A 17,596-nucleotide genomic window follows, 5' to 3' on the forward strand; every position below is an offset into this window, starting at 1 on the left:
CCCCTGATGGTTGCAAAATTACGCCTAGTTTTTTCAATTACCATAGTATTTCTTTCCTTTTCCGGGGTAGCTCAAAGTACATACTGGGAAAAAACCGAATTATCTACGGCCAACAAACAGATTTCCAAGCAACGACTGCAGGTGGAAAAAGGTAAGGCATTTGTCTTGAACAAAACACTGTTCACCCAAGCCTTAATGTCCAATAAAAAGTCCAATGTCATCTATTTTCCAGATGAACAGGGCAATCAAATTCCCTTTCATGTAGAAGAGATACCCTTGTTCTCAAAGGCCTTGGCCCAAAAATATCCATCCATTAAATCTTATAAGGGTACTGCTGTAGACCGTGCCGGCTTGCAGGTACGTTTTAGTGTGTCACCAAAAGGTGTTCAGAGCATGTTCAATAAAGTAGGCGAAGAGGAAGCCCTGTTTATGCAGCAGACCAAGGACGATACATATATTTTATACCGAAGGACGGAGCAGAGCAAAAGTGATCTACAGTTTATTTGTAAAACAATGCCTACGGTTATGGATTACGCCCAGAATTTGACGGCTAAATTGGTAGATGACCAAACATTGACCACATTTAGGGTCGCTATTTCCGCGTCTGGGGAATACACTCAATTCCATGGGGGTACCAAAGCAGATGCATTGTCCGCAATCAATGCTACCCTTACCAGGGTCAATGGTGTTTTTGAGCGTGATCTGGCCATATCCTTACAATTGATAGACAATACGGATGATGTAATCTATACCGACCCTGAAAATGATCCTTATACCGGTAGTTTAAGTTCCCAGGTACAAAGTACGTTGACCAATGTTATAGGAGATTTAAATTATGACATTGGACATTTGTTCAATCAACAGGAAAACACTTTGGACGGTAATTCCGGTTTTATTGGAGCTGTATGTAAGAACGGGAGAAAGGGTAGTGCGTACTCTACACTGTCATCACCGACCGGTGATGCCTTCGATATTGATTTGGTCGCTCATGAAATGGGCCATCAATTTGGGGCAAACCATTCGTTCTCTCATATTTCGGAAGGTACAAATGTACAGGTAGAACCGGCAAGTGGTACAACCATTATGGGCTATGCGGGTATTACGGGAAATAACAATGTAGCCAGTAATAGCAATGATTATTTTCATTATGTCAGTATAACGCAAATTAGGGATTATTTGCGAACGGTTTCCTGTGGGCAAACCCAGTCTATTGCCAATGTGCCCCCTTCTTTATCTCCCTTACAGGATTACAACATACCAAAGGGTACGGCCTTTGTTTTGAATGGGGCGGCAACTGACCCGGATACTTTGGATGTGTTGAGTTATACTTGGGAGCAAATAGACAATGGGGTTGTTACCCAAGCTACTTTTGGACCTAATAATCCAGCAGGGGCCAATTTTAGGTCATTGCCGCCTAGTATTTTGCCGAGACGGTATTTTCCAAACCTTAACCGAGTACTGAGCGGCCAGCTTACACAGGTCTTGCCCAGTAGGGGAGATGCCTGGGAGACGGTATCCAATATTGGTAGGTCCTTAAATTTTTCCTTGACCGTGCGTGACAATGCTTTAAATGGTGGGCAGAGTGTTTCTGATGAAATGAGTATAACGGTAATTAATGATGCCGGCCCTTTTGCGGTCACTTCGCTAAATACTGAAGAATCTTTGGTGGCAGGATCTATACAGGTCATTACGTGGGATGTCGCCGATACCAATATTGCACCTGTAGCGGCAGAGACCGTTTCGATCTATTTGTCCACCAATGGCGGACTTACCTACCCGACCATATTGGCCGAAAATGTACTGAACGATGGTAGTCAAAGGATTATAGTACCTAGTATAGATACGGATAGCGGTAGAATTATGGTCAAAGCGGACGGAAATGTTTTTTTTGCTGTTAATGGTACCGATTTTTCCATAACCCCTTCCGAAATTGTGTTGGATTTTAACGAGGTTGAATTTGATGTCTGTAAGCCACAGGATATCAACGTACCTTTTACCTATGAAACCTATTTGGGATTTAACGAGGAAAGCACGTTTAGTACGCCCTCCCTGCCAGATGGCCTATCCGCAACTTTTACACCCGCTACCGCAACTGATACGGATACTTCTGTATTATTGGATTTTGAGGGTGTTTCAACGCTGGCCGAAGGTATTTATCCTATAGAAATTGTTGCAAGTTCGGCAACGGTCACCAAAGATATTACCTTGTTGTTAAGGGTTTATGACGATACTTTTGAATTGGTAAATTTAGTTGCTCCCGTAGACGGTTTGGAAAATGCGTCCATAGATACGGAATTGCAGTGGGAGAATCAAGTAGGCAGCACCTTGTACGATATCGAAATTTCAACCAATACCAATTTTACCGCTATTGTTGAAACGGCAACGGTAGCCTCTAATTCCTATAAACCGGTATTATTGGACAATAACAGCCAATATTTTTGGCGTGTTAGACCCAAAAATGATTGTGGGGAAGGAGTTTTTAGTGCGCCGTTCAGTTTTACGACCATACAATTTAACTGTACCACGAAAGAAGCCACTGCGGGCTTGCCCATTGCTATTTCCAGTAGCGGAACTCCCGTAATAAGCTCTAAAATAATTTTTTATGAAGATTTGCCTATTGCGGATATCAATGTCATTCTTGATATTGAACATACTTTTTTGGCAGATTTGGTAATTACCCTTACCTCACCTGAAGGTACCGAGGTTACGTTGGTTTCCAGTTCATGTGGTGAGGCGCGGAATATTATAGCCACTTTTGATGATGATGCGCCCAGTTTTATCTGTAGTCCGGAGCCAGGTATTAGTGGTGTCGTAAGCCCATTGGGGAGTTTAAGCTCCTTTAATGGCGAGTCCCTTTTAGGGGAATGGATCTTGGAGGTTCGCGATAACGCTCCTTCTGATGGCGGTAAATTGAATACCTTTTTACTTGAAGTCTGTGTGGAAGGTGATTTTAGGCCGGATAATGATCAGGACGGCGTGTTTGACGATGGAGACGATTTATGTCTGGATACACCATTGGGCCAAGAGGTAAATGCATCGGGTTGTCCAGTATATCGTTTTCCTAGTGAAAACTTTACGGTTAGGATAGATAGCGAAACGTGCAGTGACAATAATGATGGCTCAATTACCATTACTCCCAAGTTATCCTTGGATTATCAAGCAACTGTTACCGGAAATGGTGTAGAACTTGTTCAAAATTTTTCCAACACCTTTAACTTGGCCAATTTGGCATCCGGCACGTACTCGGTATGTATTGTAGGTACGGATGGGATTATTACTTATGAGGAATATTGCGTAGAGGTCCAAATTACGGAGCCTGCGCCGCTCAATGTAACATCTAAACTGGCTTTGGATGGCAGTCAAATCACTTTTTCCTTGCTTGGTTCATCCTTATATACCATTACGCATAACAATGAAATTTTAATGACCAATGAACCTACCGTAACATTAAGTTTAAAAAAAGGTCTCAATACTTTTAAGGTGACTACCAATTTGGCCTGTCAAGGTACTTATGAGGAAGAATTGGTTTTCAGTGAGCAGGCAATTGTCTTTCCAAACCCTGTGATCGATAGCATTAATATTTATTTTGGGGCCGAACAGGAACAAGTTTTTGTACAGGTTTTTAGTGCGGATGGTAGGTTGATATCAAGTGATACCTATGTTCCACAATTAAACAGGATAGAATTTGACTGTAGTGCGTTTTCCATAGGAATCTATTATATAAAATATGTAGGGGCTACCGCCAAAGGAACCTTAAAAATAATTAAGCAATGAAGCGCGCCATATCCATAATTCTTTGTTTGATGCTCTCCTTTACCGGATGCAAGAAAAAACGAAGTCCACAACCACCTGAAGCGGTGTTGTTATTATTTCCGGAGCAAAATTCCGAATGTACGACCGGGGTAAGTCTGGGAGAGGAAAAAAGTCAGGTGGAATTCAATTGGAGCGCTGCAGATAATACGGAAACCTATGAGCTAAGGGTCACCAATACCGAGACCGGTACGGTACAGACCATAATATCCGCAAATACGTCCGCCACGCTGCCCCTGGAAAAAGGTAAACAGTATTCATGGTTGGTCCGTTCAAAGAATAGTCAAGTAGAACAGACCGTATCTAGTGAAATCTGGCATTTTTATAATGCAGGTTCCAATACTACATTTGCACCTTTTCCCGCTACGATAGTTAGTCCGGCTTCATCTGAAAATGTATTTAAGGACATTAACAATGAAGTGGTCCTCTCATGGTCGGCATCCGATCTGGATAACGATATCGTAAACTATGAGGTGTATTTTTCCGTGGAAACTCCGCCAACGGATTTAATTCGTTCCTTACAACCTTCCGTAAACAGTATAAAAGTTTCCGTAGCTTCGGACACGGTCTACTATTGGAGTGTGGTCGTTATTGATGCTGAAGGAAACAAGTCCAATTCCGGTATATATAATTTTAAGGTGCTGTAATCAAGTATTGTTGTATTGGTTCATGGTACGGGCAATACCGCTAAGGACAAATGCACTGACTACCTCTGCAGATCTGGAGAGGCGTTCCGATATTAGATCACGTTCTTCTTCGTTCCATTGTCCCAAAACATAATCTACCTGTCTACCCTTGCCAAAATTGGCACCGACCCCAAACCTGAACCGGTTGTAGCCATGGGTCTGTAAATGTTGTTGAATATCTTTTAATCCGTTATGGCCGCCATCACTGCCCTTGGTCTTTATACGTGTGGTTCCAAAAGGCAAGTTAATGTCATCGGTTATGACCAATAGGTTGCTCTGGGGAATATTTTCCTTGTCCATCCAATATTTTAATGCCTTTCCACTACGGTTCATATAGGTAGAGGGTTTTAGACATATAACCGTTCTTCCTTTGATTTTGAACGTACCTATATCACCAAGTTTGGCGGTTTCAAAAGTAAATTCCTGGGCCTTTGCCAGTTCATCTAATATCTTAAAACCTATATTATGTCGGGTTTCGGCATATTCATCTCCAATATTGCCAAGACCTACAATCAAAAATTTTTTCATTGGGTCCTCTTCTTTATGAACACTTGAGCGCTTGTTAAAAAGTCCTTTTAAAAAATGGAACATTTAAACTTTATTTTAGGGTCAAAAATACAAAAGCATCTCAATACGGATATCGAGATGCCTTTTTGTAATTTTTGAAATAAGAAGTTATTCTTGGGTAGCTTCTTCAGTTGCCGCTTCGGCACCCTCAGCTCCTTCTTCTCCTTCTTCATCTTCATCATCCGTAACAATTGCGGTACGTGCAGTTTTAACTTGTACAACAACTTGGTTATCTGGATGTAAGATCGTGAAATCATCATTCAATAATGATGATACAGATATATTTTGACCGATTTTTAATTTTGAAATATCGATATCAAAGAAATCCGGTAATTTGTCCGGTAGGGCCTTAATGGCAAGTTTACGTTTTCTGAACAATAAACGTCCACCGTTACGTACACCTGGAGAGTTACCTACTAAACGTACAGGAATATCCATAGTAACCACTTTATCATCAAATAATTGATAAAAATCAATGTGTATGATCTTATCGGTTACAGGATGAAACTGTATATCCTGCATTACAGCTTTTAGAGAAGCTCCGCCGTCCAGTTCAATTGCAACTGTGTGTGCATTTGGAGTGTAAACCAAGTCTCTGAACGCTAGTTCATCCGCTGAAAAATGTAATGGTTTATCCCCTCCGTATACCACGCAAGGTACCTTTCCAGCATTACGTAGGGCCTTCGTTGCCTTTTTGCCCACGCTTTCTCTTTCTGATCCTTTAATTGTAATTGACTTCATTATATGTATTAAAAATTAATATTAATAGTTTGACCTCTAATTCCATGTTAGCACCATTGCCATAATGGTTGGTTGCTACATTAAAAATTTTGAGGATATAGAATTATTGTTGTGCACCTTGTCCATAACATCCGCAAATAGCTCGGCACAGGACAATACCCTAACTTTATTACTTTTTATTTCTATTGGTATGGAATCTGTTATGATCAATTCCGTTAATTGCGATTTTTCAATTTTTTCATAGGCGTTGCCGGATAACAAACCATGTGTGGTAATGGCCCTAACACTTACTGCACCACGTTCCATCATTAGGTCTGCGGCCTTGGTCAACGTACCGGCGGTATCAACCATATCATCTACAAGTACCACATTTTTACCCTGAACATCCCCAATAAGTTCCATATGTGAAATTACATTGGCTTTGGCCCGTTGCTTATAACAGACAACAACGTCACTATCCAATGCTTTGGAATAGGCATAGGCCCTTTTTGAACCTCCCATATCCGGAGAGGCCAAAGTTAGATTGTCCAATCCAAGATTTCTTAAATAAGGTAAGAAAAGGGTAGACGCAAAAAGATGGTCAACAGGTTTTTCAAAAAAGCCCTGTATCTGATCTGCATGGAGGTCCATGGTAATAATTCTTGTAGCCCCTGCGGTCTCTAACATTTTAGCCACCAATTTAGCGGCAATAGGTACTCTGGGTTTGTCCTTTCTATCCTGTCTTGCCCAACCAAAATAAGGCATAACTGCTGTAATATGACGTGCAGAAGCCCGTTTGGCGGCATCTATCATCAGCAACATTTCCATTAAATTTTCCGGACCCGGGTGTGTGGAGCCTATAATGAAAATACGCGTACCACGTATAGATTCCTCAAAAGAAGGTTGAAATTCACCATCGCTGTAGCGGGAAAAAGAGACTTTGCCCAATGTGGTGCCATAAGCTTTGGCTATCTTTTCACCTAGTGCCGTACTTTGCGTACAAGCAAATATTTTTGGTTCCGGAACTTGATATGGCATATCTTTTCGTCTTATTTACCTCAGCAGCAGATTCAATCCTACGGAAGACCCTGTTTTTTAAGGAGGTGCAAATTTAAAAATTAAAATTGGTTGCAGCTGTATAAATGTTTGAAATTTTTAGTGGTAGAAAGAAAAAAATTTTTTAATTTCGCAGTCCTATTTAAAAATATCGTTTATTACGGTGTTTATGCTCGAGTGGCGGAACTGGTAGACGCGCTGGATTCAAAATCCAGTTCTTCGGAGTGTGGGTTCGATTCCCACCTCGAGTACAACGAAAAAATCCCTTCAATTTAGAAGGGATTTTTTTATGGCCTAAAGACAATTTATTGATTCTTTTTTTTTCCACTTTATGTACTCCTCAGATATTTTTGGATCAACTAAAGGATATAATCCAATTATAGGATTTCCTTGTTGTACTTTTTCCATTACAAATGTTTCGTATTGAGTCATTTGGGTGCATTCCTCGGCCACCTCATCTACAATGTTTGCCGGTATTACCATAACTCCATCATCATCACCAATTACAATATCGCCGGGAAATACGGCCACATCGCCACATGCAATGGGATCATTGATCGCTATAGCCTGATGCAAAGTTAGATTGGTAGGCGCAGAAGCTCTTTGATGATAGGAGGAAAAGGGTAGTTCCGCTATTTCTGCTGCATCTCTAAATCCGCCATCGGTGACAATACCGGCCACTTTTCTCGCCATTAGGCGCGTAACCAATATGGAACCCGCAGAAGCTGCCCTTGCATTCTGCCTACTGTCAATAACCATAACTGCCCCTGGCGGACATTCCTCTACGGCTACGCGTTGCAAATGTTTTGGGTCCCTAAAAACTTCAATAGGATTTAGGTCTTCCCGCGCTGGGATATAACGTAAGGTATATGCTTCACCAACCATGGTGGGCTTACCCGACTTAACTGGATTTACATTTTGTATATACTGATTTTTAAGGCCACGTTTAAATAAACAGGTGGCTACGGTGGCAGTACTGATCTTCTTTAATTTGGATCTGGTATTATCGGCTAATTGATACATTGGCTTTTTTCCTTTTGTTATTATGTTCTATCCCAAGTGTCCTTGATAAATTGCAGGTCTTTTCCCATTTGTGCAAAAACCACTTTTTTGTCTATGGTAAGGTGAGTTGCACCATGTTCAGCTCCTCCAAGATCATATTCTAAATGTAATGAAACCGGGACGTTGATCTTATATTTTTTAAGAAGGGTGAAGTACCTTTTAAAATCAACCATACCTTCTCCTAATGGGGTGTTCACTGGCTTCCATATTCCGTTGACCCGTGCCCATTTAAAATCTTTGATGACAATAGATTTTATAAACGGACTAATTCTGCGCAAACCAAGTTCCCAGCTACTTCCTCCTTCTACCATAGCATGTCTAATATCATATTGACAACCCATATATGTGTTGTCCGTTGCTTCTAAAATTGGGGGTAGGTCCCATATAGGAGCTCCTACATGATTGCCGGCATAGTTTTTATAGCAACCAATTAGGTTAATTCTCTTGTTCAATACTTCTAATTGCGCAGCTTGCTGGCCATAGATGATCTGGCTTTGGGAAATTGTTCTTTCCTCTGGGTACGTTAACCAATCCGTGCGGTAATGTGTAAAACCAAGTTTACTGGCGGTTTCCAATATTTGTATATTGTTGATATTGGTACTGTCCCAAATATTTGTTGTCATTAAACTTGGAGTCAACCCGTATTTTTTCATTGTCTGTACGGCCTTGGGTAAATCTATGCTTACCTTTTCCGGGACCACATGCCCTTTTGGCCTAACGGTCAAATCCAATCCGTTAAAACCTAATTCCTTGGCGGCAGCGGCCATGTCATTGTAATTTAAAAACTGTAAGTGTTTGGAAAAGAGATGTATGGATAAATCCTTTTCTGGATTTTCATTTTTTAGGGGATTGCCAAAATTAATTAAAGGTATACCACCAATAGCCATGGATGATATTTTTGTGAAATGCCTTCTTGATATCAAATTCTTATTTTCTGCCATAATACCGTACTTGATTTTTATTTTTTCGCTAGAAAAAATGTTAAAAACTTGCGGGTCTAACAAATATATGTATTTTTGGTAAACCAAACTGGTAAACCAATTTATTTAATTCATGAAAAATACAAATCATATAGTGGTGTTAGTAGGTGTATGTGGTATTGGCAAGACTACTATAGGGGCGCAATTGGCAAAAGAACTAGATGTTCCGTTTTATGATGTGGATAAGCTGCCCTATGCTGAAGTCTCTGAAAAATCTGTAGATATTCACAAATGGCTATCTGAAGTGCAAGGGTTAATTTTAAAACATGTAAGCCAAAAAGGTTGTGTACTTTCTTGTTCCATTTTAAAGAAAGAGCATCGTAAAACATTGACCGCAACTATTGATTATCCATTGGATTGGGTATTTATGAACGATTCTTTTGAAAACGCATCGCGTAGGGTTGAAGTAATTCAGGAACATAATAGGCCCGTGTCTTTGTTAAAATCCGATTTTGAGACGCTTGAGGTTCCCAAGAGAGCTTTAACCGTAGATATGGACAATACGGAACAGGTCATCGTGGATACCATTTTAAAATATCTAGCACGTAAATATGGTTGATGCTTTGGCATGAAATTCATGTCACACTAAAATAAATTCCTCAAGTACATTGCGTAAAACATTTATTGCCATTTTGAAAAACAGTGTATAATCATATTACAATAAGTGAAAATATTGGAAAAATAATAATGATAAAAAAAGCGTACTTATTGATCACCTTGGTTCTTCTGCAGTTCTCATGCAAAGAAAATGATAGTACCGGTATTTATGTACAAAATAGTACTGAGCTACATACCGCAATAGCCAATGCCATACCGGGTGATGTCATTATTATGGCCAATGGGGAATGGACGGATGTTGAGATAAAATTTGTTGGTTATGGAAATGATCAACAACCTATAACGCTTAAAGCAGAAACACCAGGTGAAGTTATATTGACCGGTAATTCCAACCTAAGGCTTGGAGGGGAACATTTGGTCGTGGACGGTCTATTTTTTACGAAAGGGTATTCTACTACATCATCTGTCATAACTTTTGCAATCAACCAAGATACTGTAGCCAATCATTCGCGTATTAGCCATTGTGCAATTGTTGATTTCAATAAGCCCCAAAGAAACCAAACGGATCTCTGGGTTCTTTTCAATGGGCGGTACAATGAATTAGATCATTGCTATATTGCTGGAAAATCCAATAGAGGGCCTACGGTAAGGGTTGATCTGGCGGGGAACCAAAGCATAAAAAATCACCATAAAATCACCAACAATTATTTTGGCCCCAGACCTCCCAAAGGTGGGCCAAGTGCAGAAACTATCCAATTAGGTAATAGTTTTACATCTATGGTGCCAAGTTACACTCTTGTGGCCAACAACTTTTTTGATCATTGCAATGGTGAAGTCGAAGTGATTTCAAGTAAATCTAACTTCAACGAGTTTAGAAGCAACGTTTTTTACAAAAGTGAAGGGTCTTTAGTAACTAGGCACGGAAATTATTGCATTATAGACGGCAATTACTTTATTGGGGATGTCAATTCCGAACAAATTGGCGGAGTTAGATTGATCGGAACCGGGCATTGGGTCACCAATAACTATTTTTACAACCTAAAGGGAAAAACGTTTAGAAGTCCGTTGGCCGTTATGAACGGCATTCCAAAATCTCCTTTAAATAGGTATTTACAAGTAACCGATGTAGTGGTGGCATACAATACTTGGGTCAATTGCATTTCACCATGGCAATTTGGAGTGGGTTCAAACATCGATCAAAAAGATATTTTACCCGCTTCGGAAATTAGGTCCGAAAGACCAATACGTACCATTGTGGCAAATAATTTGGTTTATAATACCCAAGGTGACGAGCAACCTATTATTGCGCATGACGCTCTAGATGGAATTAATTTTAAGAGTAATCTCATTAATAATCAAGGAAATTCCTTTAATCATGAAAAAGCTTTTAGACAAGAGAACTTTGCGTTAACCCAACAAGAAGATTATCTCTTTGTCCCAAATAGCTCACTCCCCAATATTACACCCTTTAATGGATTTGAGTTTGAATTGATTGCATACGATTTATTTGGAAATTCAAGAGCCAGTGCCAACCAAATAGGGGCCATAGCAAATACTGAAAATACAAACCCCAATATAATGGATCGTTCTAACTACGGTCCGGGTTGGTTTGATCTCGTAAAAATCAATGATTCCAGTTCCAACGTGTTCAATGTGGAAACCACGGTTGAATTGGAGACCGCTCTTTTAAAGGCAAAAAATGGGGATACCATTGTTTTGACCGCAGAGCGCTATGAATTGAATTCCTCACTTAAAATTGACAAGAAAATTTGGATCAAGGGAGCGTTAGATAGGGATAAAAAAATTAGCATGCATTATAAAGGTGCCCCAAATACTCCATTGTTTCAAATGAACCCTAAGGGACAGCTTACCTTAAGTAATGTACTTTTGGAGGGCAACCAGAAAGGTTTTGCTTTTGCATCTTTAACGGACCATATGTCCAGCTTATACAATTTAACGGTAACGGATTGTGAAATCATCAATTTTGCCTATGTACTTAAAGCGTATAAAAATTCTTTTTCAGAATTTATCAGTTTCAGGTCTACTTTAATTAAAAACTGTGCCAACGGATTGGAACTATCTGCGGAGACCGATGATAGAGGTGATTATAATGCAGAAAATATACATATTGAAAATTGCCGCTTTGAGAATGTATCAAAGAACGTGGTTGACTATTATAGAGGAGGTTATGATGAATCTACCGTTGGCGGAAATCTTAAAATTGCCAATAGCACCTTTGAAAACTGTGGGGGAAATGAAGAGAATGGCATCTTGTTAAATACCTACGGAATCATAAATGTAAACCTAACTGGAAATACATTCACTAATAATAAGGTAAAATTGGTGGCTCGTTTGTGGGGCGCAAAGAACAATTTATTTTCCAATAACCATATCGAAAATTCTGGAGAAATGGTAGTGGAACAGAACTTACCCTTAACCTTAATGTACTAATAATGGCTAAAAAATTAATCACATTTGGCGAAGTAATGATGCGCTTGTCCCCACCGGGTTATGAGAAATTTTCACAAGCTTCTTCTTTTGAGCTGGTTTATGGAGGGGGTGAGGCCAATGTGGCCATTTCATGTGCTTATTTAGGAATGAAGGCTTCACATGTAACGCGTTTTCCCGATCACGCTTTAGGAAAAGCGGCTACCCAATTTCTTCGCAAACATTGGTTAAGTACGGAACATGTTATTTATGGCGATCAAATGTTAGGTAAATATTTTCTTGAAAAAGGTGCCGTGCATAGGCCTAGCGAAGTAATATATGAAAGGGAAGGTTCCTCTTTTTCATTGATACAACCATCTATGGTCAATTGGGAGGAAGTTCTAAAAGATGCGGATTGGTTTCATTGGACGGGTATTACACCGGCCATATCTGAAGGCGCGTACCAATGTTGTTTAGATGCGGTTAAGGTTGCCAATAAAATGGGGATTACGGTATCTGGAGATATTAATTCACGAAACAATATGTGGAAATATGGGAAAACCATGCAAGAAGTTATTCCACATTTGGTGCAACATTGTGATGTGGTCATTACCAGTAGCAACGGTATCAAGGAAATGTTCAATTTGGGCGGCCCCGAAGAAAAGTTTCATGACCTGGCAAAGATATTGATATCTCAATTTTCCAATATTAAAAAGGTGGTCAAGAAAACCAGAAGACCTATCAGTGCATCGCACAATCAAATTCAAGGTAAAATGTGGAACGGTACTGAGTACATTAAATCCGATATGCTGAATATAACCCATATTATAGATCGTGTAGGTACTGGAGATGCATTCGCTGCAGGATTAATTTATGGCTTGTTACATTTTAATGATCAAAAGGCATTGGATTTTGCTTCTGCCGCCTGTGCATTAAAACATACCGTTCCTGGAGATGTAAATCTGGTGTCATTGGAAAATGTCTTAGATCTTATGGAAGGTGATACTTCTGGATCCATAAAAAGATAATTTATTGAACTAGTTCTTATGCTGAATAGCAATAAAACACATATTATGATGAACAACAAAATAATTCGTTTGCCTCTATTCTCATTCTTGTTTTTTAGTCTGGCCATAATCATGAACGGTTGTATGGAAGCACCCAGCAAAAAAAAGGTTATTGGGGAATCCAAGTCTACGGTTTATCCAAGTGATGTTATTCCGTTTATGGGTGAGTGGAAGATTTTATTAGGGGACGGCACACGTTCTGAAGACCTTATAGATTATGAAAAGAAGGATTTCTTCTATGTTGAAAACGACGGTTCTACCAATTGGGTGGTCTATAAAACGCCAAACTCCGGTATTACTTCCAAAACATCGAGTAATACAAGAACGGAACTGGGTCAAAAAAAGCATTGGATTCCTGAAACTGGAGGGAAGTTGACGGGCACCTTAAAAGTACAGCACGTGTCCACTTCAGGTGATGCCAGGGTAGCTGCATCCTTTTCTGTAGTTGTTGGACAAATTCATAGTGACGAAGGTCATGAAAATGAACCTATTAAAATATTCTATAAAAAATTCCCTGGCCATACCAAAGGTTCGGTCTTTTGGAATTATGAAATCAATACCAAGGGAGATAATTCAAAAAGATGGGATTATTCTACGGCTGTATGGGGCTATGACATGTCCGTAGTGGGAGAAAGTGCTACATCATATCCCAAAGAACCTGAAGATGGTATTGCCCTAGGGGAGGAATTCAGTTATGAAATAAACGTGTACAAAGGAATTATGTATTTGACATTTTCAAGTGAAGGTCATAAGACCGTAAATTTTACTAAGAACTTATTGCAATCGGACTATGCGACAAAATCTGAAATTCCTGACCAGATTTGGAACTTGTATGCCGCAATTGGTCGTGATGGTGTTGAGCGAGAAAATGCCTATGCGGGTGAAATACAATATTTTAAGCAAGGGGCATATAACCAAACTAACGGAAAATCTCCTGATGATAACTTGGTTTGGAGTACCGGTGCCCAGATTTATGATGGAGATATAGCCAAACAATATGCCAATGGAAGTTACACGGAAGTTTGGTTTAGAGAGGCTTCTGTAGGAGAAGGTACCGCTCCTAAATAAACAGGTTATACTTTGCTTAATATATTACGGAATTGTCCACAACTGGCTGTATATCATATGAAAGCTGTCGAAAGTCAATTGTAAGTGCAGATATTTTTTGTTGATAGGTTACATGTAACGTACCCTTCAAGAAAGTTGCTAGGACCTGTTTTTATAATCATGTTCAAAAATGTACTAATTAACTAATCAATACTATGGAAGCAACAAAACCGGGAACATCGTTCCTTAAAAAAGTTTTAGCGATAATCTTAGGGTTTGGACCTGGCATATTTGCAATAGGCTATACCATTGGTACAGGTAGCGTTACTTCAATGATCGTAGCGGGTAGTAAATTTAATATGCAATTATTATGGGTGCTACTTTTAAGCTGTGTCTTTTCGGGTATACTAATGTTCGCTTATGGAAATTATGCATTGATTACAAGTGAAACGGCGCTATATGGTTTTAAAAAACATTTAAAATATGGTAAGGTCTTGGCCATTTTGATCATTATTGGAATAACCTTTGGGCAGTGGAATTCGTTAATGGGTATTTTGGGAATCTCTTCCAATATTATTTTTGAAATACTCGTTCTTAATTTTGAAGGCTTAGGTCCTTTTAAATATGAAACAGTTCTTATTACAGCAATTGTAATTATTGTTACGTTTTACCTTCTTATGCTGGTTGGCAAGTATACTTTTTTTGAAAAAATACTGGTCATTTTCGTAACCTTAATGGGTTTGTCATTTGTACTGTCTCTTTGTTTTGTGCAACCACTTTCCATAGATGTGGTCAAAGGATTAATACCTACAATACCCAATGTTCCGGGAGGTAAAATGTTGGTTGCGGCATTTGTGGGAACTACTATGGCTTCGGCTACATTTTTATCGCGACCATTGTTTGTAAAGGGAAAAGGATGGACCATTAAAAATTTAAATCAACAGAAGAAGGATTCCATTACAGCTGCTATTTTAATTTTTGCCATAAGCGCTACTATAATGGCCGTTGCTGCCGGAGCCTTGTTTTATCAAGGCAAAGAAGTTACCCAAGTATTGGATATGGCAAATACATTAGAGCCTGTAGCAGGCAAGTGGGCGGTAACCATTTTCTTTTTTGGAGCGTTAAGTGCGGGACTTTCCTCTATTTTTCCATGTCTGTTGATAGCGCCTTTATTGGTGGCGGACTATCAGTCCGGAGAATTGGATACCAGTTCACTACAATTTAGAATCATTACTGCAATTGCGTGTTTGGTAGCCTTGATAGGTCCGGTATTTGGGGCAAACCCAATAGAGATTCAAATTTTGTCACAGGTGTTTAACGTATTTGTTTTACCGGTCGTAATTATTGGAATAATTATAATGGTCAATAGTAAAAAGGTCATGAAAGCTTATAAAACCGGCCTATTTGTAAATATTGGAATGTGTGCGGCATTGCTTTTTTCATTGATTATATCCTACAATGGTATTATGGCTTTAACGGAATATTTTTAACCGATGTATAGTAAAGAACAACATCCTATACATTATAAATAACAAAGACTAATTGAACTATGCGTACTGAACAGCATATAATACAAACCGATAAAATGATTAGAAATAAACGTAGGCCAATGGTAAGGTTTATCACCTTTTGCGCTATTCTCTTACTATGTAGTTGCAAAAATGAAAGTAAAAAAATAGATAATTCCACTTCGTCCAAGACCGAATATAAGACGGACATGGTAAAGATGTATCCAAGCGATGTTATACCTTTTTTTAATGAATGGAAGCTAATTTTGGGTGATGGTTCCAATGTGGGCCATGCCAACCAATTTGAGCACAATGATTTCTTTTATACCGCAAATGATAGTACCGGCAATTGGGTGGTCTTCAAATCTCCCAATGGAGGCAATACACACGGCACTTCCAATAATACAAGGACAGAATTGGCACAGGTAAAAAAATGGTATCCAAAAACGGCCAATGATAAATTATCGGCCACATTAAAAGTTATGAATGTATCTGCTACCGGTGATGCACGGGTTGCCGCTACCCATGCCGTTGTCGTAGGCCAAATTCATAGTGCCGATGCTCATGAGAACGAACCCTTAAAAATATTTTACAAGAAATTTCCGGGCCATACCAAAGGTTCCGTTTTTTGGCATTATGAGATAAATACTAAGGGAGATGACAACTCAAAAAGATGGGATTTTTCAACCGCCGTTTGGGGAAATGATTTTTCTGTTGTGGGTACGGATGTCAATAACTATCCAAAAGAACCGGAAGATGGTATTGAACTAGGAGAGGTATTCAGTTATGAAATTGAGGTTGTGGATGGTATTATGAACTTAACATTTTCTAGTAAAGGGCATGAAACAAAGACCTTTTCAAAAAACTTGATAGTATCTGAATATACTACGCCTGCAGATATACCGGAACAGACTAAGCAACTGTTTGTACCCCTTGGTCAAGATGGCGTAGAACGTAATAACGCATATGCAGGGGAGGGTTGTTTCTTTAAATTAGGCTGTTATAACCAAACCAATGGAAAATCTCCTGATGAAAACAAAAATTGGTGTTCTGGAGCAGAAACCCATGGTGGCAATGTATCCATGCAATATGCTGACGGTAATTATGCTGAAGTCTGGTTTAAATCCGCCAGTATCAAAGTAAATGAAAATGCCGTTTCCAATGAAGGCTATTTTACCAAAAATGATAAAATCAACTAAACAAAAAAGGAATGGAGCAAAATAATAAATTACAAGGCAAGAATGTATTGATTACTGCTGGAGCACAAGGAATTGGAGAATCCATTACAAAGCTTTTTATAGAAAATGGGGCCAATGTGGCCATCCATTATTTTTCAAGTGCACAAACGGCCAATCAGTTGGTGGAATTCGCCATTGCAAAAGGACAAAAGGCAATTGCTATAGCTGGTGATCTAACCAACGAAAATGATGCAACGGCATTGGTCAAAAAGACAATTGATGCCTTTGATGGATTGGATATTCTGATCAATAATGCAGGTTCTCTGGTTGCAAGAAGGACCCTTGGCGAAATGGAAGCTGAATTTTGGCACAAGGTAATGGATATTAACTTGACCTCTATGATGTTCGTAACACGTGCCGCCGCGCCTTATTTGGCAAAAAACGAAAACAGTAGTATTGTAAATTTGGCTTCCTTGGCGGGTCGTAAAGGCGGGCATTCCGGTTCTCTGGCATATTCTACGAGTAAAGGTGCTATCTTAACGTTTACCAGGGCACTCTCCTCAGAACTTGGGCCAGAGGGTATTCGTGTAAATGCAGTTGCACCCGGACTCATTTTAGGTACTTCATTTCATAATACGCATACTACCAAAGAATCTGCGGCAGCCACTACGGCGGGCATCCCTATTCAACGTCCGGGAAATGCTGATGATGTTGCACGTGCAGTTTTGTTTTTGGCTTCGGAATATGATGGATTCATTACTGGTGCTACCCTAGATATTAATGGAGGTGTGTATAATATGTAACTATTAGGTCAATTACTTAATTGTTTAAAATTGTCAAAGCAAAGTAGCAATTTAATAGGCTATAGTTTCCTGGCTTAATCTTTAGGCAGTTTAAATGCACACCAAGTTAATTTTTCGGTTATCATAA

At 39.3% G+C, this 17,596-nt stretch carries 14 protein-coding genes and 1 tRNA gene; 10 read left to right on the forward strand and 5 right to left on the reverse strand.

Annotated features, from left to right (window positions below; translation table 11 throughout):
* Positions 1-6 precede the first annotated feature (6 nt).
* Both CHB68_RS01745 and CHB68_RS01750 read left to right on the forward strand, forming a co-directional pair.
* Positions 7-3,774 carry a reprolysin-like metallopeptidase gene (locus CHB68_RS01745; RefSeq protein WP_089258963.1) on the forward strand — a complete coding sequence of 1,256 codons (3,768 nt, stop codon included), beginning with the start codon at positions 7-9 and terminating at the stop codon, positions 3,772-3,774.
* Complete coding sequence (locus tag CHB68_RS01750) at positions 3,771-4,457, forward strand: hypothetical protein (RefSeq protein WP_089258965.1); 687 nt, start codon at positions 3,771-3,773, stop codon at positions 4,455-4,457. The genes CHB68_RS01745 and CHB68_RS01750 overlap by 4 nt, the downstream gene beginning before the upstream one ends.
* Here the strand turns inward: CHB68_RS01750 and pth are convergent, their stop codons facing one another.
* The 3 genes from pth to CHB68_RS01765 form a co-directional block, all read right to left on the reverse strand.
* Complete coding sequence (gene pth, locus CHB68_RS01755) at positions 4,458-5,087, reverse strand: aminoacyl-tRNA hydrolase (RefSeq protein WP_089258967.1); 630 nt, start codon at positions 5,085-5,087, stop codon at positions 4,458-4,460.
* Between the two features lie 84 nt (positions 5,088-5,171).
* Entirely contained in the window at positions 5,172-5,804 is a 633-nt protein-coding gene (locus tag CHB68_RS01760) for a 50S ribosomal protein L25/general stress protein Ctc (protein ID WP_089258969.1), read from the reverse strand.
* A 75-nt stretch (positions 5,805-5,879) separates the two neighbouring features.
* Positions 5,880-6,821, reverse strand: a complete 942-nt coding sequence (locus CHB68_RS01765; protein ID WP_089258971.1) for a ribose-phosphate pyrophosphokinase — start codon at positions 6,819-6,821, stop codon at positions 5,880-5,882.
* A gap of 189 nt (positions 6,822-7,010) precedes the next feature.
* On the opposite strand from CHB68_RS01765, the gene CHB68_RS01770 reads away from it, so the two are divergent.
* Positions 7,011-7,090, forward strand: a tRNA-Leu gene (locus CHB68_RS01770).
* 43 nt (positions 7,091-7,133) lie between these two features.
* Here CHB68_RS01770 and CHB68_RS01775 read toward each other — a convergent pair.
* Together CHB68_RS01775 and CHB68_RS01780 are read right to left on the reverse strand one after the other, a co-directional pair.
* On the reverse strand, positions 7,134-7,862 hold the full coding sequence (locus CHB68_RS01775) for a ribonuclease activity regulator RraA (RefSeq protein WP_089258973.1): 729 nt from the start codon (positions 7,860-7,862) through the stop codon (positions 7,134-7,136).
* A gap of 20 nt (positions 7,863-7,882) precedes the next feature.
* Positions 7,883-8,842: a sugar phosphate isomerase/epimerase family protein gene (locus tag CHB68_RS01780; protein WP_089259737.1), complete on the reverse strand. Its 960-nt coding sequence runs from the start codon at positions 8,840-8,842 to the stop codon at positions 7,883-7,885.
* Positions 8,843-8,954: 112 nt separating this feature from the next.
* On the opposite strand from CHB68_RS01780, the gene CHB68_RS01785 reads away from it, so the two are divergent.
* From CHB68_RS01785 to CHB68_RS01815, 7 genes are all read left to right on the forward strand, one after another.
* Positions 8,955-9,440 (forward strand): shikimate kinase, encoded by a 486-nt coding sequence (locus CHB68_RS01785; protein WP_089258975.1) that lies wholly within the window; start codon positions 8,955-8,957, stop codon positions 9,438-9,440.
* Positions 9,441-9,568: 128 nt separating this feature from the next.
* Positions 9,569-11,890, forward strand: a complete 2,322-nt coding sequence (locus tag CHB68_RS01790; RefSeq protein WP_245838744.1) for a chondroitinase-B domain-containing protein — start codon at positions 9,569-9,571, stop codon at positions 11,888-11,890.
* A gap of 2 nt (positions 11,891-11,892) precedes the next feature.
* Positions 11,893-12,894, forward strand: coding sequence for a sugar kinase (locus CHB68_RS01795; protein WP_089258977.1), 1,002 nt, complete (start codon positions 11,893-11,895; stop codon positions 12,892-12,894).
* A gap of 48 nt (positions 12,895-12,942) precedes the next feature.
* Positions 12,943-14,001: a polysaccharide lyase family 7 protein gene (locus tag CHB68_RS01800; protein WP_089259739.1), complete on the forward strand. Its 1,059-nt coding sequence runs from the start codon at positions 12,943-12,945 to the stop codon at positions 13,999-14,001.
* A gap of 194 nt (positions 14,002-14,195) precedes the next feature.
* Entirely contained in the window at positions 14,196-15,470 is a 1,275-nt protein-coding gene (locus tag CHB68_RS01805) for an Nramp family divalent metal transporter (protein ID WP_089258979.1), read from the forward strand.
* A 95-nt stretch (positions 15,471-15,565) separates the two neighbouring features.
* Complete coding sequence (locus tag CHB68_RS01810; protein WP_245838746.1) at positions 15,566-16,687, forward strand: polysaccharide lyase family 7 protein; 1,122 nt, start codon at positions 15,566-15,568, stop codon at positions 16,685-16,687.
* An 11-nt stretch (positions 16,688-16,698) separates the two neighbouring features.
* Positions 16,699-17,469 carry an SDR family NAD(P)-dependent oxidoreductase gene (locus tag CHB68_RS01815; RefSeq protein WP_089258981.1) on the forward strand — a complete coding sequence of 257 codons (771 nt, stop codon included), beginning with the start codon at positions 16,699-16,701 and terminating at the stop codon, positions 17,467-17,469.
* Positions 17,470-17,596: the final 127 nt, after the last annotated feature.

It is taken from the genome of Maribacter sedimenticola, assembly GCF_900188415.1.
In the GTDB taxonomy this organism is placed as follows: domain Bacteria; phylum Bacteroidota; class Bacteroidia; order Flavobacteriales; family Flavobacteriaceae; genus Maribacter; species Maribacter sedimenticola.

Coding starts and splice junctions, on each gene's coding strand:
- CHB68_RS01745 (WP_089258963.1), top strand. CDS start 7: ATGGTTGCAAAATTACGCCTAGTTTTTTCAATTACCATAGTATTTCTT.
- pth (WP_089258967.1), bottom strand. CDS start 5,087: ATGTTCCATTTTTTAAAAGGACTTTTTAACAAGCGCTCAAGTGTTCAT.
- CHB68_RS01750 (WP_089258965.1), top strand. CDS start 3,771: ATGAAGCGCGCCATATCCATAATTCTTTGTTTGATGCTCTCCTTTACC.
- CHB68_RS01765 (WP_089258971.1), bottom strand. CDS start 6,821: ATGCCATATCAAGTTCCGGAACCAAAAATATTTGCTTGTACGCAAAGT.
- CHB68_RS01785 (WP_089258975.1), top strand. CDS start 8,955: ATGAAAAATACAAATCATATAGTGGTGTTAGTAGGTGTATGTGGTATT.
- CHB68_RS01795 (WP_089258977.1), top strand. CDS start 11,893: ATGGCTAAAAAATTAATCACATTTGGCGAAGTAATGATGCGCTTGTCC.
- CHB68_RS01805 (WP_089258979.1), top strand. CDS start 14,196: ATGGAAGCAACAAAACCGGGAACATCGTTCCTTAAAAAAGTTTTAGCG.
- CHB68_RS01790 (WP_245838744.1), top strand. CDS start 9,569: ATGATAAAAAAAGCGTACTTATTGATCACCTTGGTTCTTCTGCAGTTC.
- CHB68_RS01810 (WP_245838746.1), top strand. CDS start 15,566: ATGATTAGAAATAAACGTAGGCCAATGGTAAGGTTTATCACCTTTTGC.
- CHB68_RS01780 (WP_089259737.1), bottom strand. CDS start 8,842: ATGGCAGAAAATAAGAATTTGATATCAAGAAGGCATTTCACAAAAATA.
- CHB68_RS01760 (WP_089258969.1), bottom strand. CDS start 5,804: ATGAAGTCAATTACAATTAAAGGATCAGAAAGAGAAAGCGTGGGCAAA.
- CHB68_RS01775 (WP_089258973.1), bottom strand. CDS start 7,862: ATGTATCAATTAGCCGATAATACCAGATCCAAATTAAAGAAGATCAGT.
- CHB68_RS01815 (WP_089258981.1), top strand. CDS start 16,699: ATGGAGCAAAATAATAAATTACAAGGCAAGAATGTATTGATTACTGCT.
- CHB68_RS01800 (WP_089259739.1), top strand. CDS start 12,943: ATGAACAACAAAATAATTCGTTTGCCTCTATTCTCATTCTTGTTTTTT.